22 protein-coding genes, 1 tRNA gene and 1 pseudogene are annotated in these 18,110 nt (G+C 63.1%); 8 read left to right on the top strand and 16 right to left on the bottom strand.

Annotated elements, in window-relative coordinates; genetic code table 11:
• Nucleotide 1: 1 nt before the first annotated feature.
• The 14 genes and pseudogenes from L632_RS0115190 to L632_RS0115130 all read right to left on the bottom strand — a co-directional run bounded on the left by L632_RS0115190 (nt 2) and on the right by L632_RS0115130 (nt 12,221).
• Nucleotides 2–943 carry a hydrogenase subunit MbhD domain-containing protein gene (locus L632_RS0115190; protein ID WP_028717083.1) on the bottom strand — a complete coding sequence of 314 codons (942 nt, stop codon included), beginning with the start codon at nt 941–943 and terminating at the stop codon, nt 2–4.
• Nucleotides 940–1,251: a monovalent cation/H(+) antiporter subunit G gene (locus tag L632_RS22800; RefSeq protein WP_036698450.1), complete on the bottom strand. Its 312-nt coding sequence runs from the start codon at nt 1,249–1,251 to the stop codon at nt 940–942. Before L632_RS22800 ends, L632_RS0115190 begins: the two co-directional genes overlap by 4 nt.
• Nucleotides 1,248–1,532 (bottom strand): monovalent cation/H+ antiporter complex subunit F, encoded by a 285-nt coding sequence (locus L632_RS22795; protein WP_036698449.1) that lies wholly within the window; start codon nt 1,530–1,532, stop codon nt 1,248–1,250. The genes L632_RS22800 and L632_RS22795 overlap by 4 nt, the downstream gene beginning before the upstream one ends.
• Entirely contained in the window at nt 1,529–2,020 is a 492-nt protein-coding gene (locus L632_RS22790; RefSeq protein WP_051476463.1) for a Na+/H+ antiporter subunit E, read from the bottom strand. Before L632_RS22790 ends, L632_RS22795 begins: the two co-directional genes overlap by 4 nt.
• A 301-nt stretch (nt 2,021–2,321) precedes the next feature.
• Nucleotides 2,322–2,603, bottom strand: a pseudogene (locus L632_RS23935) (ATP-binding protein); the annotation flags it as partial.
• Nucleotides 2,573–3,037 (bottom strand): cation:proton antiporter, encoded by a 465-nt coding sequence (locus L632_RS22785; RefSeq protein ID WP_084637862.1) that lies wholly within the window; start codon nt 3,035–3,037, stop codon nt 2,573–2,575. The pseudogene L632_RS23935 and the gene L632_RS22785, both read right to left, overlap by 31 nt.
• 48 nt (nt 3,038–3,085) lie before the next feature.
• The gene (trxC, locus tag L632_RS0115165; protein ID WP_028713497.1) at nt 3,086–3,508 is read right to left on the bottom strand and encodes a thioredoxin TrxC; all 423 of its coding nucleotides are present in this window, start codon (nt 3,506–3,508) and stop codon (nt 3,086–3,088) included.
• A gap of 52 nt (nt 3,509–3,560) precedes the next feature.
• The gene (locus tag L632_RS0115160; RefSeq protein ID WP_028713496.1) at nt 3,561–4,403 is read right to left on the bottom strand and encodes an ATP-dependent Clp protease proteolytic subunit; all 843 of its coding nucleotides are present in this window, start codon (nt 4,401–4,403) and stop codon (nt 3,561–3,563) included.
• Nucleotides 4,394–5,146 (bottom strand): rhomboid family intramembrane serine protease, encoded by a 753-nt coding sequence (locus L632_RS0115155; RefSeq protein ID WP_028717082.1) that lies wholly within the window; start codon nt 5,144–5,146, stop codon nt 4,394–4,396. The genes L632_RS0115160 and L632_RS0115155 overlap by 10 nt, the downstream gene beginning before the upstream one ends.
• A gap of 33 nt (nt 5,147–5,179) precedes the next feature.
• Nucleotides 5,180–5,758, bottom strand: coding sequence for an NADH dehydrogenase ubiquinone Fe-S protein 4 (locus L632_RS0115150; protein ID WP_028713494.1), 579 nt, complete (start codon nt 5,756–5,758; stop codon nt 5,180–5,182).
• Nucleotides 5,755–6,894 (bottom strand): RNA polymerase sigma factor, encoded by a 1,140-nt coding sequence (locus L632_RS0115145; protein WP_028717081.1) that lies wholly within the window; start codon nt 6,892–6,894, stop codon nt 5,755–5,757. Before L632_RS0115145 ends, L632_RS0115150 begins: the two co-directional genes overlap by 4 nt.
• A 78-nt stretch (nt 6,895–6,972) precedes the next feature.
• Nucleotides 6,973–9,879, bottom strand: coding sequence for an ATP-dependent Clp protease ATP-binding subunit (locus L632_RS0115140; protein WP_028717080.1), 2,907 nt, complete (start codon nt 9,877–9,879; stop codon nt 6,973–6,975).
• Nucleotides 9,880–9,942: 63 nt separating this feature from the next.
• Entirely contained in the window at nt 9,943–11,775 is a 1,833-nt protein-coding gene (ftsH, locus tag L632_RS0115135) for an ATP-dependent zinc metalloprotease FtsH (protein ID WP_028717079.1), read from the bottom strand.
• 14 nt (nt 11,776–11,789) lie between these two features.
• Nucleotides 11,790–12,221, bottom strand: a complete 432-nt coding sequence (locus L632_RS0115130) for a MarR family winged helix-turn-helix transcriptional regulator (RefSeq protein ID WP_028713490.1) — start codon at nt 12,219–12,221, stop codon at nt 11,790–11,792.
• Between the two features lie 202 nt (nt 12,222–12,423).
• Here L632_RS0115130 and L632_RS0115125 point away from each other — a divergent pair, with 202 nt between their 5' ends.
• The 5 genes from L632_RS0115125 (at nt 12,424) to L632_RS0115105 (ending at nt 15,310) form a co-directional block, all read left to right on the top strand.
• On the top strand, nt 12,424–12,849 hold the full coding sequence (locus tag L632_RS0115125; protein ID WP_028717078.1) for an Hsp20/alpha crystallin family protein: 426 nt from the start codon (nt 12,424–12,426) through the stop codon (nt 12,847–12,849).
• 14 nt (nt 12,850–12,863) lie between these two features.
• Entirely contained in the window at nt 12,864–13,262 is a 399-nt protein-coding gene (locus L632_RS0115120) for an Hsp20/alpha crystallin family protein (protein ID WP_028713488.1), read from the top strand.
• 20 nt (nt 13,263–13,282) lie between these two features.
• Nucleotides 13,283–13,774 (top strand): Hsp20/alpha crystallin family protein, encoded by a 492-nt coding sequence (locus L632_RS0115115; protein ID WP_028713487.1) that lies wholly within the window; start codon nt 13,283–13,285, stop codon nt 13,772–13,774.
• A 115-nt stretch (nt 13,775–13,889) separates the two neighbouring features.
• Complete coding sequence (locus tag L632_RS0115110) at nt 13,890–14,369, top strand: phosphate-starvation-inducible PsiE family protein (protein ID WP_028717077.1); 480 nt, start codon at nt 13,890–13,892, stop codon at nt 14,367–14,369.
• Entirely contained in the window at nt 14,366–15,310 is a 945-nt protein-coding gene (locus L632_RS0115105; protein WP_028713485.1) for a zinc metalloprotease HtpX, read from the top strand. Before L632_RS0115110 ends, L632_RS0115105 begins: the two co-directional genes overlap by 4 nt.
• 573 nt (nt 15,311–15,883) lie before the next feature.
• Here L632_RS0115105 and L632_RS22780 read toward each other — a convergent pair.
• Nucleotides 15,884–16,315 carry a helix-turn-helix domain-containing protein gene (locus L632_RS22780; protein ID WP_036698444.1) on the bottom strand — a complete coding sequence of 144 codons (432 nt, stop codon included), beginning with the start codon at nt 16,313–16,315 and terminating at the stop codon, nt 15,884–15,886.
• Between the two features lie 127 nt (nt 16,316–16,442).
• On the opposite strand from L632_RS22780, the gene L632_RS23930 reads away from it, so the two are divergent.
• From L632_RS23930 to L632_RS0115085, 3 genes are all read left to right on the top strand, one after another.
• Nucleotides 16,443–16,649 (top strand): helix-turn-helix domain-containing protein, encoded by a 207-nt coding sequence (locus L632_RS23930; protein WP_198021835.1) that lies wholly within the window; start codon nt 16,443–16,445, stop codon nt 16,647–16,649.
• A gap of 64 nt (nt 16,650–16,713) precedes the next feature.
• Complete coding sequence (locus L632_RS24395) at nt 16,714–16,872, top strand: hypothetical protein (protein ID WP_156933669.1); 159 nt, start codon at nt 16,714–16,716, stop codon at nt 16,870–16,872.
• Complete coding sequence (locus L632_RS0115085) at nt 16,865–18,004, top strand: tyrosine-type recombinase/integrase (protein ID WP_156933668.1); 1,140 nt, start codon at nt 16,865–16,867, stop codon at nt 18,002–18,004. Before L632_RS24395 ends, L632_RS0115085 begins: the two co-directional genes overlap by 8 nt.
• 15 nt (nt 18,005–18,019) lie before the next feature.
• Here the strand turns inward: L632_RS0115085 and L632_RS0115080 are convergent.
• Nucleotides 18,020–18,096 (bottom strand) — tRNA-Arg (locus L632_RS0115080).
• Nucleotides 18,097–18,110 lie beyond the last annotated feature (14 nt).

Raw genomic sequence — 18,110 nt, 5'->3', positions numbered from 1 at the left:
CTCACGTTCCCTCCCTCGGCGTGCCGGCGACGAGAAGGGCGAGCGTGACGGCAATGGAAAAGGTCAGCGCGAACTCGATTGCCAGGATCAGCGCCTTGGCGAAATCGACGGGCAGGCCCAGGAAGCTGCCGAAAGCCGCGCCGACGAGGCCGACGCCGAGGAACACGGCCGGCCCGACGACGAGGGCGAGGCGCAGGAGCCGACTCGACATGCGCGGCTCTTCGGCAATGCCGGCCATGACGACCAGCAGCCAGACGGCGGCGAGGATGGTGCCGGCCTGGAACGCGCCGCCGGGCATTTCGCTGCCCGCCCAGACTACATAGACGGCGACCACGAGGCCGAGTGGCGGCAGCAAGCGGCCGAAGGTCGCGAGCACGCCGTCCGGGCGCGCATGCTGGCGCAGGCCTGGCACGCCGCCCCAAAGCTCCTTCGGCGTGAGCGCCCAGACCGCGACCAGCGCGATCAGCAGCACGATGCTTTCCATCAGTGTGTCATACGCGCGGAAGTTGAGGAGCACCGCCGTAACGGGATTTCCGACGCCGGATTCAGAGATGTTCTCAGTGACGAGAGGAACGAGGCCCGGCGCCCCTACCGGGAGCGCGAGCACGGCCAGCGCGAGCATTCCCGTCACCGTTACGGACACAGCGGCGGCGGCGAGCTTCGGCAACACCGGCATGGCGGGATCATTGCCGCCGTCGCCGCAGCGCCGCTGGAGCATCGACCACGCTCCGATCAGCAGCATGCCGGTAAGGCCGGCTCCGATCGCGACCTCCGCCAGCGCCACGTCGACGGCCCCGAGCCGCAGCCAGGCGAGCCCGATCAGAATGCCGTAAGTGACGAAGAAGGCAATCGAGGCGAAGAGATCGCGCCCGGCCACCGCCGAGACGGCAGTTCCTACTAACAGGAGGCCCAGCATGGCGTCTAAGACAAAGGCAGCAGTCACTGGGCGCCTCCCTTCTCGTCAAGGTCTGGCAGGCGGTCGAGCGCGGCGCGGGCAACCAGTTGCGCGACGGTCGCGGCCGCTAAGACGGCGAGCAGCCAGACGAGGCCGAGCTTGGCGACGCCCCAGACATCGGGCATCCGGAAGGCGAGACCGAAGGCGATCAGCCCGAGGCCGAGATTGTCGGCCTTGGTCAGCGCGTGAAGCCGCGTGTGCGTGTCGGGAAAACGCAGCAGGCCGACAGTGCCGGCCACGAAGAAGAAGATGCCGGCGACGACGAACAGAATCGTGAAGGCCTCTGCGAGGTTCATCTGTCGTCCTCCTCCGGATCACCGGCCCCGTCCGGGCTCGATGCCTTGACGAAGGCGACTGCCGCGAAGGCAGCCAGCAGTGCCAGCACCAGCGCCACGTCGATCATCGCGCCGTTTCCTTCGGCGCCGGCTAAAAGCAGCACCGTGCCGACGCCGCTCGTGCCGATCAATTGCGCGCTCATCATGCGCTCGGCGCGCGTCGGGCCGATATGGATGCGTATAAGGCTCGCCGCCACGGTCAGCAGAAGAATGAGGCCGGCAAGGTAGAGAAAACTGGTCATGGCCCCCGCTCCTCTCGTCTGTCCCCCTCGGTAAGCGTGGAGGCGATCCTTTCCTCTTCGTCGCGCAGGCTCCTTTCCACGTCCTGGCCCCTGTCGAGGCAGTGGACGTAGAGCACGTCGCCGCGTCCGCCAGCCACCAGCGAGCCTGGTAGAAGACTCGTCTCGCTGCCGAACGAGACCCTAGGCAGGCCCCTAGGCAGCTTCGTGCGATAGGCGATCCAGCCTGCGTCGAGTGGCATACGCGGGTGAAGCGCGCGGCGGGCGACGTCGATCCCGCCAAGAAGCGAGCTGCGCAAAAATCCGGGAGCGAGCCGGATCATCCCCGCGATACTCACGCGATGCGAGCCGGGCGGTAGCAGGATGAGGCTAACCCATGTCGAGCCTGCCGCAACCACGATACCGAAGGCGAAGCCCGAAACGTCGGCGCGGGTCAGCACGAGCCAGATCAGAGCGAAAAGAACGAGCCGCTTTGCCACCATCAGCTTCATCGCACACCCATGTATTTACTCGCATGGACGGGAGCCCGAACCCGCAGCGCCCACGCGGCCAATTCGATCTCTATGTTCCCGCTCAAGACCGGGGGTCTCGGCAAGATGAGGAAATTGATGGAGCATCCCGAGATGGGACGGAGAATTTTCCGATTGATAGGTATTTGTCAACGGCGGAGTAAAGGCCGGCCACTGGGCGGAGCAAGAGTCGGCCACAGCTTGCCCGCGCCTGCGACCGCCGGGAGGACGTGGCCCGAGCGGGGGTCGCAGGCGCGGGCGGCGATTTTCGAGGAGGGTTTCTGCCGGCCTTTCGGGCGCGGCTTTGAGCGAGACGGTAGCTGTCGCCGTTCATCTCGAGAATGTTGACGTGGTGGGTGATGCGGTTGAGCAGAGCACCGGTCAGTCGCTCGGATCCCAGCGTTTCCGTCCATTCGTCGAAGGGTAGATTTCTGGTGATCAGGGTGGCACCGCGCTCATAGCGTTGCGAGATCAGCTCGAACAGCAACTCCGCACCGGTCTTTGAGAGCGGCACGAAGCCCAGCTCGTCGATGATCAGCAGCTTGTAGGCAGCCATCTGCTTCTGGATCCCAGAGCGTTCGCGCTTGCGAGCACCTTGAGGCACATGGCCGTGGATGACATGGCAACGGCCCCGCCGATGAGGATTGCGGGGACGGGCGCGAGATCGAAGATCAGAATTGTTATCAAAGACACCGTTATCGTCGTGACTGCAACCTGCACGGCTCCAAGACCGAAGACATGCTTCCTGAGCCTTACGAGCTTCTCGAACGAGAATTCCAGGCCAAGCGCGAACAGCAGGAGCACAACTCCGATCTCGCCAATGCTGGTCAGGGCAGCGTTTTCGGCAAGCAGGCCGAGGCCGGCAGGTCCAATGGCTGTACCGGCAAGAATGTAACCGACAATGCTGGGCACGCCGATCCGCGAACATATCGTCACGAGCACGAACGCGGCAAAGACCAACAAGGCCGCACTCTCGACAAATCCGGTCACGCCATGCATGTTCTTCTCCTGATGGCATGGCGCAGGGAAGGCCAATACCTGTAAACTCTAGACGTGCGAGCGCGCCCACAGCGCTATCTGCGCGGTAGGCATCGCACCGCTCGTCCTCGCAATTTCCTTCCCGCTCCTGAACAGGATCATGGTGGGAATGCCGCGGATCCCGTGGCGGCCGGCGATCTGCTGTTCGGCTTCCGTATCGAGCTTAGCAAGGCGGAAATTTGGTTCGAGCGACTGCGCCGCCGCCTCGAATTGGGGCGCCATCATCTTGCATGGCCCGCACCACTCGGCCCAGAAATCGACCAGCAATGGCAGTTCGGCATTCGCATGACGGTCAAAATTAGCCGCTGTAAGCGTGACGGGCCTGCCTTGAAAGAGAGGCGCGCCGCAGCGTCCGCAATTGGGAGTATCGGTCAGGCGCTCTTGCGGCACTCTGTTGGTGGAGTTGCACTGCGGGCAAGCGACCGTGGGCATCCTGTATCCTTTCGTTGACGGGCCGGTCTTGACGGCCGGCTGATGCAAGCATTCAGCGCGTGGACATGGCGCGGCGCGCCTGTCGCTGCCGCGGCTCGGGCAGGTATTCCACGCCACCGCCCTGGCGTCGAACCGGCTGCGGATAGAGCGTCATCAGCTCCAGTATTTCCTTGGGCATGTCCGTTCCGACGGGCAGGCCCAGCTCGCGTGCCTCATCGGCGGAGATCGGATAATCATGGGTCCAGGTGCCGGTCGCCAGTTTCGCCGCCACATCCGCCGCCCGGGCCTCATCCATCTTGTCCGAGAGAAGCCGTTTCGCGAATGCCTCGATCTGCGCGATGGCCTTGCGGCCGACATCGGCCATGATCAGGGTCTGGTCGTCGATCTCGGCGATGGGTTTCTCCTCGACGACCTTGATGAGCGAGGCAGCAGGCAACTGGCCAAGTTGCGGATCGACGGGTCCCAGCACGGAGTGTTCGCACATCACGATCTCGTCGGCAGCGAGTGCGATCAGCGTGCCACCGGACATCGCGTAATGTGGCACGAACACTGTGACCTTGCCCTTGTGTCCCTGAATGGCGCGGGCAATCTGTGTTGCCGCCAGCACAAGGCCACCCGGTGTGTGCAGCACGATGTCGAGCGGCACTTCGTCGTCGGTCATCTGGATAGCGCGCAGGACTTCCTCCGAGTCGTTGACGTCGATGTAACGCATTAGAGGGAATCCCAGCAGGTTCATCGTCTCCTGTCGATGGATCAGCAGGATGACGCGACTGGCGCGTTTCTTCTCGATCTGGGCGATCTTGCGTGTGCGCATCGCCTCAAGATAGCGGCGCTGGAGAACCGGCTGCAGCGCCGAAATGATGAAGAACAGCCAGAAAAGCTGCATTATGTCCATGGACCTTGTCCCCCTTCCCGTCGGCCATCCGGCAGAAAGCCATAGATGCCCTCGTCGCGATAATAATGGCGATAGGTGGCTGCCCGCCTTCGCAGGAGTGGCGTGACAATCCAACCGGCGAGAAACCCGCCGATATGCGCCCACCAGGCGATCCCGCCCGTGGCCTGATCGCCGCCGAGCGACAGAAAGCCGGGAATGACCTGCATGAAGAACCAGATCATTGCGAAAATGAACGCGCGCACTTCGAAGAACAGCGGAATGAACAGAATCGGCACGATCACCACCAGCCGAGCCGCCGGAAACATGCGTGCGTAGCAACCGATCACGCCCGCGATCGCCCCCGACGCGCCAAGCGCGGGAACGACCGAGTCCGGGTTCGCCAGCGCGTGAGCCAGTCCGGCCGCAACACCACAGAACAGATAGAACAACGTGAATCTACCCGGTCCGAGCCGATCTTCGACGGCGGGGCCGAAGATCCAGAGCGTCCACATGTTCAAGATGAGGTGCAGCCAGCCCCCGTGCAGGAAGATATTGGTCAGGAATGGGGTCCAGTCGGACGGGGCGACGAGGCTCAGCTGTCCGAAGAAGCGCGAGGGCACCAGCGCGAACTCGAACAGGAACCAGTCCAGCACGCGCGGCGGCAGGCTGGTCTGATAGAGAAACGCGACGACGTTCATGCCGATGACCGTCCATACGATGACGGGGGAGTAGCGGCGCGCGACGCTGTCAAGATAGGGAAACAAGCCGCAGATCCTCGCTCGCGCTGGCCATTCCGTTCATTGTTCTTTCCCGGCTATCGTCACGCCCGTCCAGGCCGGCGGATCGGAGGCCGGGAAGGATTCGAGCGAGGCTTCGAGCACCGGATCGAATTCGGCCTGTTCTTGCGACGACAGGTCCACCGTGCCTTTCTCCTCGACCGCGCGCCGGAGGCGGTGATCCGTGCGACCCCGATCCAGGCGGGACGGTATGCGAAAGGCGTCCGGGGCGTCGGCTCCCTTGTAGAGGCGATGCCGCTCCTCTCCCCGCCAGCGGTCAGGCGCATGCCGGTGAGCTGTGTCCTCACGCACGAAATAGCGCCAGTCCTGCCGCTCCGCGAATTCGACCGCGCTTTCGCGGTCAGGGAATTTCAGCCGGAGCGGACGATAGGGATCGTCGCTGGAGGTATATCCCATCAGCGGCTCGATTTGGGGCGGGCGCGACGGTTCGAATTCCAGTATCCAGTCGTTGGGCCGCGGCGCCGATGTCATCGCGGAACGAGCCGGCCGGTAGATGATCGCCGTCGGAACGTCCCACGACCTCATATCGGTCCCGGGTATCTTCGGCGGAAAGGGTGGACGATTGTGACCGCGCATCATGGTGCTACCCCTCGGTTGTCTCCCAGAAAAGCGTGTTCCAGCCGGGCGCGATCCCGCAGGGGCTGGGGAATTCGCGACCCTCTCTGATGAGCACTGTCAAACAGCGCATGAACGGTATCGGAAGACTGACCTGAGTCGCGCAGTTTATCGCGAAGATAATCGCGCGCCGCTTGGGCGATCCGGGTCACGTCGTCTTCGGGAATGCCGAGAACCGAGGAGGCCGTTTCAAGCGGGGTGTCGTTCAGGTCGACAAGAAACAGGACCCTGCGCCATAGCGCCGGCAGACCGGCGATCGCCCGGTGAAGGGCCAGCCCGTCCTGCCGTTTCGCGACCGCCGTTTCGGGGTCGTCCCCGCCGTCGTCGGCGATGAGCTCCTCGAGCAGCAGCACGTCGTCGGGCTGGTAGAACTCGAACATCTCCTCGTCCGACTCGGTGGGTTCCTCGGCCGGAGTCTCGGGTTTCGCGTCGATCGAGGCGGCGTCCTCCGGCACCGCGCGGCGCGCGGCGCGCGCCTCGGCCTCGATGGTCTCGAAAGCCAGTTTCAGCAGCCAGTCGCCTATGGAAAACTCGGTGGGCCGCTGCTCGAACCTTTCCAGTCCCTTGAGGATCGTCGCATCGACAAGATCGCGAACGCTGAGGTAACCCTCCGGCACAGATCCGCTGCATTCGAGATAGGTCAACTCGCGCCTGACGGTGTCGTAGACCGTATCGAGATGATCCTCGATCAGGTCGAAGAAGAGTTGGCGCCGCTCCGCCTCCGCCGCATCCCGCGCGGGCGGCAGCGGGGCGCCGATCCGGCGCCGGCGGGCGGGACGCTTGTACTCCGGCTCGTGCTTGAGGCGCGCCACATGCCGATCGACCTGGTGGCGCAGGTCGGCAAAGGCCTTGCGCAGGACCGGCTCGATCTCGAACCCCTCTTCCTGCGCCGCGATCACGCCTGAGGGCAGTTGCAGGCGCAGGCCGACTTTGATGCGCGTCTTGCCCCTCGTCTGCGAGGCGACGACTTCGAGCCGGACGAGATTCTCGCGGAAGCGTATAAGATGCGGTTCAAGTTGCCGCACCTCTTCCTCGATGACCTCAGGCGCGCGCTGTTGGCCGTGCCGGTCAAGATTGCGAAATGCTCTGATGACTTCCATGCCGCGGATCCTTCCTGCAACCCTCCGACGAAATGGGCCGGCGCGACCGTCGTCGCGCCGGGCCAGTCCTTCGCAAAGTCACCCGGCGGATTTGTCGTCCTTGGACTGCACCTCATCCTTGGCCTCGGCCGGGACGTCGGGCGTCGGAGCGTGCGCCTTTTCTTGGGCAACTTTGCCGGACTCGTCGATCCCGGCCTTGGCCTGATCGTCCGGGCTGTCGTCAGCGGTGTCCTTTGCGATCTTTTCGAACACGACCTTCTGCTCGTCCGCCGACCAGGCGACGCGGACCTTGTCACCATCCTCGATCCGCCCCGAGAGCATCTCGCGGGCCAACTCGGTCTCCAACTCCGACCGGATCAGCCGGCGCAGCTCGCGGGCGCCGAATTCGGGACGGAAGCCGACCGCGCCGAAGTGATCCACGACGCTCACATCGAATTCGAGTTCGACACCCTGGGTCAGGGCGGTCCGCTTCACCCGGTTGAGCTGCAACTCGACGATCTGGCGGATCTCCGACTGATTCAGCGAATGAAAGACGATGATCTCGTCGATCCGGTTGATGAACTCTGGCCGGAAATGACCGCGCAACACCTCCATCAGCTCGGACTTCTGCTTTGCCTCGTCGAACTCCTTGGTGCCGCGCTTCTTGAGGTTGCGCTGGATGATGTCCGAACCGAGGTTCGACGTGGCGATGATGATGGTGTTGGTGAAGTCCACCACGCGCCCCTTGCCGTCGGTCAGCCGGCCGTCGTCGAACACCTGCAACAGAATGTTGTAGACATCCGGGTGCGCCTTCTCGATCTCGTCGAGCAGCACGACCGAGTAGGGCCGACGGCGCACCTTCTCGGTCAGTTGCCCGCCTTCGTCGTATCCGATGTAGCCGGGAGGCGCGCCCACCAGCCGGGCGACCGAGTGGCGCTCGCCATACTCGGACATGTCGATGCGGATGATTGCGTCCTGATCGCCAAAGATTACTTCGGCGAGCGTCTTGGCCAGTTCCGTCTTGCCAACCCCGGTCGGCCCGAGGAAGAGGAATGTCGCGGTCGGGCCGCGTCCCTCGCGCAGTCCTGCGCGCGCCAGGCGCACCGCATCCGCCACGGCGCGGATGGCCTCTTCCTGGCCGATGACGCGCTCGTGCAGCTTCTCCTCGAGCTTGAGGAGCTTGTCCTTCTCCTCGGTGGTCAGCTCCGTGACCGGAACGCCGGTGATCTTGGAGACGATCTGCGCGACGTGATCGGCGCGCACCTCGGCGGTCGCCGAAGCCTGGTCGCGCTTCCAGATTTCCAGAAGCTCGTCCAGCTCCTTCTGCTTCTGCTCGAGTTCCTTCTTCAGTTCCGCTGCACGGTCGAATTGCTTGCGGGCTGCGGCATAGTCCTGTTCGCGCTTGATCTGCGCGACCTCGGCTTCGAGCTCCTGCACGTCCACGGGCCGAGCAGTGGCCGAGATCTTCACCCGCGCCGCGGCCTGGTCGATCAGGTCGATCGCCTTGTCGGGCATGAAGCGACCGGTGATATAGCGATCCGAAAGCTCCGCGGCGGCGATGATCGCCTCGTCGGTGATCGTCACCTTGTGGTGGCTTTCGAGCGTGTCGCGCAGCCCGCGCAGAATCATGATCGTCTGTGCGACCGTGGGCTCGTCCACATAAACCGGCTGGAACCGTCGCTCGAGCGCCGCGTCCTTCTCGATGTATTTCTGGTACTCGTTGAGCGTCGTCGCGCCGATCAGGTTCAGCTCGCCCCGCGCCAGCGCCGGCTTGAAGGTGTTGGCGATGTCGAGACCTCCTTCGCCACCGCCCTGGCCGGCGCCGACGATGGTGTGGATCTCGTCGATGAAGAGAATGAGGCTGTCCTTCTCCTCGGTGATCTCCTTGAGGATCTTTTGCACGCGCTCCTCGAACTCGCCGCGATACTTCGACCCGGCCACCATCGAGTTGATGTTGAGCTCGACCAGCCGCTTGTCGCGCAGCGCCTCGGGCACTTCGCCCGCGACGATCCGTTGTGCAAGTCCCTCGACGATGGCGGTCTTGCCCACGCCGGGCTCGCCGATCAGCACCGGGTTGTTCTTTTTCCGGCGGGCCAGCACTTCGATCGTCGTCTCGATCTCGCGGGCGCGGCCGATGACGGGATCGAGCTTGCCCTCGCGCGCGGCCTTGGTGAGATCGCGGCTGAACTGGTCGATATCGGGGGTGTTCGACGGAGTCTCGACGCGGCCTTCCTCGGCACCCTTGCCGACCACCTTCGTCACCTGCTGACGCAGCGCCTGCGGCGTCAACCCCAGCTTGCGCAGCATCGCCGCCGCGAGGCCTTCGCCCTCTTCGGCAAGGCCGATCAGCAGGTGCTCGGGGCCGACATAGGAATGGCCGAGTTCGTTCGAGGCGATGAAGGCCCGGTTCAGCGCGTCCTTCAGGCGAGGACTTACGCCGATTTCGCCTTCCGTCTTGGCGTCTCCACGCTTCGCTTCCTTCTCGATCTGGCGCCGCAGATCGTCCACATCGACCTTGAACTGTTCCAGGATCGTCTTGACGACGTCAGACGAGGTCAATGCCAGAAGCAGATGTTCGGTATCGACCTCGCTGCGCCCGAATTCCCCGGCCTTCTGTGCTGCATCCTGCAGCAGCTTGTTGCCCTGTTCGCTCAGCCGGTCGGCGATGGTGCGTCCGCCGCCGCGCCGCGATCCACGCCGCGGCGCGCCCTCCCCGAAGGTGGCATCCACGACGTCGTCCTCACCCGCGCCCGTGGCGCCCAGTGCACCACCCCGCAGCGGGCTGTCGCTGAACAGGCTGCCGAACCCGCTATCGCCGAAGAATTCGTCAAAAAGGGAATGTCGTCCGAACAGGGACTCCAGCGGCGATGCGCTGCGGCCCGACCGGCGCACCATTTCGCGGTAGTGCTGATCGCACAGCTCCATGTTCTGAACTTTGCCGTTCACCGAGGCGCGCACGCGCGCCGTCGCCGGGCGACCGCAAATATCGCAAGCTCCGTTTGCCATTCGTCTTCTCCGTTTCTTTATCCAGTCAGGGTTGTCCGCCGATCATCTGCGTCAGTGACGGTGTCACGCAGCGACTGCTTCCGTTCTTTTCACCTTGGACCCAATTGCCACCAGTTCGGGCTCGTCCAGTGTCTCCCGTTGCAGGAGATCCTGCGCCGATTGCTCGAGCAGCGCCCGGTTGGCTTCGAGAAGCGAGACGGTGCGCTTGAACACGCCATCCACGATGTCGCGCACCTTCGCGTCCATCCGCTCGGCAGTGGCCTCGCTGTAGCGGCGGTTCAGCCACGACGACTGGTCGCCGGTGCCGAGAAAGCCGGGCCGATCGGTGTCGTAGCTGACATGCCCGAGGTCTTCGTCCATCCCGTACCGCGCGACCATGGCGCGGGCGATATCGGTGGCCTTGACCAGATCGTCCGCCGCCCCGGTCGAGAGGTGGTCGTAGACAATCTTCTCGGCCGCGCGCCCGCCCAGCAGCACGGCGATCTTGTTCTCGAGTTCCTCCCGCGTCATCAGGAAGCGGTCCTCGGTCGGGCGCTGGATCGTGTAGCCGAGCGCGCCAATTCCGCGCGGTATGATCGAGACCTTGTGCACCGGGTCCACCCCCGGCAGAGCCATCGCCACCAGCGCGTGCCCCATCTCGTGGTGCGCCACGATCTCGCGTTCGCGCGGGTTCAGAACGCGGTTCTTCTTTTCCAACCCTGCGATGATGCGCTCGACGGCATTGTTGAAGTCGTCCATCGTCACCGCATCGGCCTTGCGGCGCGTGGCAAGCAGCGCAGCCTCGTTGACGAGATTGGCGAGGTCCGCCCCGGAAAAGCCGGGAGTAAGCGCTGCGACCTTCTCGGCATCGACGTCCGGGGCGAGCTTCACCTTTTTCATGTGAACGCCGAGAATCTGCATACGTCCTTTCTTATCCGGCCGATCCACCAGCACCTGCCGGTCGAAGCGTCCCGCACGCAGCAGCGCGGGGTCGAGGATCTCTGGTCGGTTGGTGGCGGCCAGGAGCACGATGCCCACCGAAGGGTCGAAGCCGTCGAGCTCGGTCAGAAGCTGGTTCAGCGTCTGCTCACGCTCATCGTGGCCGCCAGCGATCTGGCCGGAGGAGCGCGCCCGCCCGAGAGCGTCCAGCTCGTCGATGAAGATGATCGCCGGGGCGGATTTCCGGGCCTGCTCGAACAGGTCGCGCACCCGTGCGGCACCGACGCCCACGAACATCTCGACGAACTCGGAGCCCGAGATCGAAAAGAAGGTCACGCCGGCCTCGCCTGCCACTGCGCGCGCTAGAAGCGTCTTGCCGGTGCCCGGCGGCCCGACAAGCAATATGCCTTTGGGGATATGTGCGCCCAGCTTTCCGTATTCGGCGGGGTTCCTGAGGAACTCTACGACCTCCTCGAGCTCGGCCTTGGCCTCGTCCACACCGGCCACGTCGGCGAAGCTGACGCCGGTTTCTTTTTCCATGTAAACCTTGGCCTTGCTGCGGCCGACCTGCATGAACCCGCCGAAACCCTGTTTGTCGGCGAACTTACGGAACAGCAGCATCCAGATTCCGAAAAAGACAAGCGCTGGCGCCACCCAGGAAATCAGCGTGCCGAGAAAGGTGTTCTGAGGAACGCCCGTGATCTCGACGCCGGAGCGGTCGATCCGCTGCAGGATCGCGGGATCCACGACCGTGGTGACGAACTGGCTCTTGCCGTCGACGGGGTCGGTGAAGGTGCCGGTGATGGTGTCCGCGCCGACCGCAACGGACGCGACCCTGCCATCCTCGAGATAGCTCTCGAACTGGCTGTAGCTGATCGGTGCGACGGATTGCCAGCCGGCGATCAGGTTCTGGATGAAAATCACGGCTATGAAAGCCACCACCCAGTACCAGATGTTATATTCGGTCTTCCTTTCCATGCCGCTTGTCCCTTTCACTGGCGCCCGAGCCGCGCCCTGATCCGCTCGAGCAGCGCCAGCAGGATGCGCCTTTCGTCTGCCGACAGATCCTGCAGGATTTCATGTTCGAGCGCCGGTTGCCGCGGCGCGAGTTCCTCCAGCATCGCCCGGGCCTTCGACGTTGCGGTGACGATCTGCGACCGCCTGTCGTCGAGCGAGGGCGACCGCTCGACCCAGCCGTCCCGGACCATGCGATTGACGAGCTGGCCCGCAGTGGCCGGGCCGACCTCAAGTCGGTCGGCCAGATCGCCGATGGTCAGCCCGGGCGCATCCTCGACATGCGCCGCCGCCATCCAGGACAGGCGGGTCAGGCCGCTGTCGCGGATGTCTTGGTCGATCCGCTGCTGGATGAGCTGCGCGACCCGGTGGATCGTCGTCCCGATCAGCGCGATGTCCGAAGAGATCATAGGTATCCTTCCTCCGGTGGCATGAGACACAGGATAGACCGCACTCCATCCAAAGTGCAATGCAAGCATCATACATGCTTGCATAATAAATGGATCTGCCTATCTTGATGGGCGGTCTCCGAACCGACATCCAGCCGGCACCGTTGCCCGGTCGGACCATGCCGCCGGTTCGGGGGCATCGATCAGCTACAGGAGGCCAGCAATGCTCTATCCGACATATCTGCGCCGCAGCGATCCCTTCGCGCTGATGCGCTCCATGATGCGCGATCTCGACCGCGGCTTCTTGCCCCCGTCCCGCGCGGCGTTCCCGGCGGTGAATGTCTGGCAAGGCCCTGAGGCCGTTGCCATCGCCGCTGAACTTCCCGGCATCGAACCGGGCGACATTGAGATTTCGGTTAAGGACAACGTCCTGACGCTTTCGGGCGAACGCAAGGCGCCCGAGGTTCCCGACGGTGCGCGCTGGCGCCGCAACGAACGCGGTTTCGGCAGGTTTTCCCGCACTATCCGCCTGCCGTTCGCGGCCTCGGATGACAAGGTCGAGGCGAGGATGACGAACGGCGTATTGCGGATCGTCATCTCCCGGCCCGAGGAAGAAAAGCCGAAGAGAATCGAGATCAAGGCAGCCTGAGAGGAGCTGGAACGATGAGCACCGACATCACGCAAGCCGCCGAAAAGACGCCGACCGATTCGCCCGAGACCACCGGCGGCGGACGCATCTACCGCCCGTTGACCGATATCGTCGAGACCGATCAGGGTGTCTCCATGATGCTTGAAATGCCTGGGGTCGCCGCCGATGCGGTCGAGATCACGCTCGAAAATCGTGTGTTGACGATCCGCGGCAAAGTTGACCCGGTGCGGCCGGAAAACCTCGAACTTGCCTATGCCGAATATGGCGAGGGCGATTTCGAGCGTGCCTTCACGCTTTCCGAGGACTTCGACCCCAACAGGATCGAAGCCGAGATGCGTGGAGGTGTCCTCACCCTGACGCTCCCCCGAGCCCCTGAAGCGCAGCCGAAAAAGATCGCCGTCAAGGGCGCCTGAAAACCGAAGGAGACCATATCATGCAGATCAAAGACCTCATTCCCTGGGCGCGCAAGGACGGCGCGCCAGATGCCAAGAGCAGCGAAGACAACCCGATCGCGACACTCCAGCACGAAATGAACCATGTGTTCGAGAACTTCTGGAACCGTGTCGGTCATTTCGAATGGCCCTTTGGCAGCGGCGAAGCGAAATCCGACGTGGTCGAGACCGACAAGGCGATCGAAGTATCGATCGAGCTGCCGGGCATGGAGATGAAGGACATCGAGGTGACGGTCAACGATGACATGTTGACTGTGAAGGGGGAGAAGAAGATCGAGCGCCAGGAGGAGAAAAAGGGGTATTACCTGTCCGAGCGCAGCTACGGCGCGATCTACCGGACAATTCCGCTCCCTCCCGGTGTGGATGGCGAAAAGGCGCAGGCATCCTTCAAGAACGGGGTTCTGACGATCAAGCTGCCCCAGACTCCCGAGGCGCAGGCGAAGGTCAAGCGCATCGAGGTCAAGAACGGCTGATTTGCCACATTGGGTGTCGCCGGTTTGCGGCGTCCCCTCCGCTCCGTGCGATATCGCACCGTCTGGCAAAGCCCCGGGGAGCTTGTCTCTCCAGGGCGGCTTTCGAGAGGCAATCATGAAAGACTTGCAACGATCCGGGCTGACCCGTGAACAATGGTCGGCGATGACGCTCTACGAGAAGTTCGAGCAAGTTGTCATCTTCGTCCTCAGCGTCATCATTGCGGCGATCGTCGTGGCGTCGGTCTGGGCGCTGATGCGCGAAGTCGTGAACCGCTTGCTTCTGGGGGCATTCGACACTCTCGACTACGCCACCTTCCAGGTGGTGTTCGGCATGATCTTCACCGTGGTGATCGCGCTCGAGTTCAAGCGCTCCCTTCTTGTTGCGACCGAACGCAGCTTCGGGATCCTCCAGGTCCGCACGATCGTGCTGATCGCGCTGCTGGCCATCGCGCGCAAATTCATCATCCTGGACCTCGGCGAGACGGAATCATCCAAGATTGCCGCACTCGCGGGCGCGGCGCTTGCGCTCGGCGCTGTCCACTGGCTGGTGCGCGATCAGGACCGGCGCGAACTCGGAGGCCACGAGACGCGATGACCGCGGCCTCCGCCAGCCACCGCCTGCTCAATTTCGTGCAATCGGCGCTGCTGCTCGGGCTCATGGCGGCGCTCGCCTGGGTTTCGGTCACGGTGATCCTGGGGCCCGGAACGGGGCTGCTCGTCGCGCTCGGCATGGTCGCCGGCCTGTTTCTGGCCCCCGACCTGTCGCGGCGGATGCTGCTGTCGGCCTATCGCGCCCAGCGTCTGACGGGGCGCGAGGCCCCCGGTCTCGTCGCAGCACTTGCCGAGCTCGCGCGCCGCGCCGGCCTGCCGCGCACCCCGGCGCTGTATCGCGTCCCGAGCCGGCTGCCGAACGCCTTTGCCATGGGCAGCCCCGAGGACAGCACGATCTGCGTCACCGACGGGCTGCTCGAGATCCTGGACGGTCGCGAACTTGCCGGCGTCCTCGCGCACGAGATCGGCCACATCGCCCATCGCGACCTCTGGATTATGGGACTCGCAGACGTGATGTCGCGGCTGGTGTCGCTGGCAAGCTGGATGGGACAGTTGCTTGTGCTGGTGAACCTGCCGCTCGTGATGGCGGGCATGGTCCATGTGCCCTGGTCGGTCGTGGTGCTCCTGATCTTCGCGCCCACGCTGATGGCGCTGATCCAGCTCGGGCTGTCGCGCACCCGCGAATACGATGCAGACCGGGTGGCGGCGGACCTGACCGGCGACCCCGAGGGGTTGATCGGCGCGCTCGGCAAGCTCGAGCGCCGCGTCGGCCGGTTCTGGGAGGACATCTTCCTGCCCGGCAGACGCATCCCCGAACCCTCGCTGCTGCGGACGCATCCGCCGGTAGAAAGCCGGATCGCGAGGCTCCGCGCGCTGGCCCCCAGCCGAACGCTTTCCGTCCCGCCGATGGCCGGGCACGCGATGCCCGCACTGACGTCGCCACAGGCTCAACCGCGGTTCAGGTCCTTCGGATTTTATTGGTAAGGCAGCCGGACGGCTGACGGAAACGCACGTAAGTCATTGCTTTGTAAAGTAAATCAGTGGAAAAGGTTGTCTTTCAGACCCATCCCCTCCGCCATATTCCGTTGATTTAATTGATAAATATGCATTTTGGAGCGCGCCCGCCATTGTGCCCGCCACGCGCGAAACGCTTGTGTCGGCGGCGCGCACATCATCATCCCGGGTTAACCATCGCAGTGTCGGCATCTGCTCGTCTCTTTCTCATTGGGCGCGGCGGCGCCATGCATCAGTCGATCCGTGCCCGCGCTCTGCGAAGGCGGTGCATTTCCCAGAGGGAGTACAGGCAGAGTGTGCCCCAAATCAGGATGATCCAAAGCGCTCGGCTCGCTTGCACCTGCCCGTGGGAAAAAGGGACGACCACAAGCGCACAGTATATGAGCAGCGCGCCAGCCGTTGCCAGAAGACCAAGGAGGATCGGGCCGCGAAGGGCTGTAGGAAGCCATTCGTCAGGCTGAACGCGGTCCAGCAAGGCGTCGATCTCCTGCGCTTCGATCTGCGCGCGCGGGGGCAGCCGGTGTGCGGAAAATGAATGAATTGTCATGCCGCCATATCCAGAAGATTGTCGAGCCCGAGCGCCTCAAGGCTTGGCTTTTCACCTGTCTGGCGTAGGGCCGAGATGCGTTCTGAATAGAGCCGGCAGACGATCATCCAGCGTTTCTTGGCGCTGAGCCGCAGGTCTCGCTCAACGACGCGGCGCTCGACGGCCTCGAAGATCAACCCCAATTCTTGCATGATCTCTCCCTCACGGTTCTGGATACCCGCTTCACCATCCAGAACCCATAACGGGTCCGCGCGATAAAGCTCCAGCAGCTTTGCCAAAACGGCGGCAGGCAAGTCGCGCTCCTCGCGGGCATAGTTGTGCAACGTCGTTCGGCTGATCCCAAGCGATGCCGCAAAGTCTGCCTGCGATGTACCGCTGGATTGCCTGATTTGCTCAAGCCGCGCGCCGATGCCCGACTCGCGCGTCATCCTACACGCAACTCAAGTTGACGCGAATTTTGAACTGATGTAAACATATGTGAACGCTCTGCTTGATTCGAACTTTCTTCGAGCGGAACCGTAGCATTTCGCGAACAGGAGTCACAGTGAGATGGTGATGAGCAGGAATCGCCTGGAAAAGCCAAAGGAACTGGCCGAGCGGCTGGGCTGGCCGATTGCGCGTGTCAGGAAGCTGATCCGCCAAAAAGCCTTGCGTCACATGAAGATAGGCGGGCTCTACTTCGTGCCTGCTGGGGCTGTCGAGGAATACCTTGCTGCCCAGACCGTCGAGCCTGCGGCACAGCTGGATCACGGCGATGACTAGCCACTCGACGCATCCCACGGATGCCCGGATATCAAGAGCCGCTTCAGTCAAGTTGAGCACGCCCATGGCCAAGAAGATGATCAGGATCGTGCAGGAAATGGGCTTGCCAGTCACCGCCTGTGAAGTTCTGGCAAACGGCACTTTCAGGCTTGAGACCACCCTGGAAAAACAACGTGACGCGGATGCAGCATTGGATGCATGGATAAGGTCTCAGCGTGGTTAAGGCCAAGATCAAAGGCATCAATACGGTGCGCAAGCGCCTCGCTGATGGTTCTATTGCGATCTACTATTATCACCGGGCCAGTGGCATGCGCCTTCCAGGCTTGCCTGGTGACCCGAAATTCCTTGCTGCGTTTGCGGAGGCTGAAAGATTACGACCCCATGACGTGGAAAATGTGAACGCCATCATTCGCGAGTACCTCCAAAGTTATGCGTTCGAGCGTAAGGCCGCGAGCACGAAGAGAGAGTATAAAAGGATGTTGCTGGCGCTGGGAGAGAAATTCGGAACGCTACCCCTTCGGGCGCTCGCGAGCCCGCGAGTATCCGGCGTGTTCTTGGACTATCAGGAAGAAATAGCCCGCACGCGACCACGCGAGGCGGACAATCGACTTTCTGTTTTGTCCACCGTCTTCAGCCGGGCTAAGCGTAAGGGAAAGATCAGAAGCAATCCATTACACGATTTCGAGCGCCTTTATTCCGGCGACAGATCAGAGAAGATCTGGACAGCTGACGACATCACCACCTTTATGGCCGATGCTCCTGTGGAGTTGCAGGTCGCATTGATTCTAGCGTTGCATACCGGGCAACGCTACGGTGACCTCATCCGGCTGGAATGGTCGCAGTATTCTGGCACGACCATCCTATTGCGCCAGCGGAAAACCAAGGCCTTGGTCCCGATCCATGTCTCGCAGAACTTGCGGCGGACGCTGGATGGAATGCCACGGCTAGGCAGGAACATCCTGACCCGCGCGGATGGGCGCCCGTGGTTTACTGATGCCAACGATAAGGCCTTGAGCAAGGCATGGTCCGCCCACATGATCGTCTGCGGGCTGCGTCCCCAGAACTATGCAGCGTTGACGCAGCAGGAAAAGTCTCAGTTCCTGCGTTTCAATGACCTGCGAGGCACAGCGGTCACCTTGCTGGCCGAGGCCGGCTGCGAGGTGCCCCAGATCGCGTCGATCACCGGGCACACGCTGCAATCGGCGACTCGCATTCTTGAGAAATACTTGGCGATGACGCCCGCGCTTTCGAGGGCCGCGATTCAGGCATTCGAGAGCAGCCCGGCCACCGCCTTTGCAAACCAGTTGCAAACCGGCCCCCAGAAGAAGGAGCAGAGCGATGAAGAAACACAATGATGTCTGGATGTTATATGGCGGACCCGGAGCGATTCGAACGCCCGACCCCCAGATTCGTAGTCTGGTGCTCTATCCAGCTGAGCTACGGGTCCGCTGTGAGGCGGTG

It is taken from the genome of Paracoccus sp. J39 (assembly GCF_000518925.1).
Lineage (GTDB): Bacteria > Pseudomonadota > Alphaproteobacteria > Rhodobacterales > Rhodobacteraceae > Paracoccus.
This window is presented reverse-complemented; position numbering and strand designations above follow the sequence as displayed.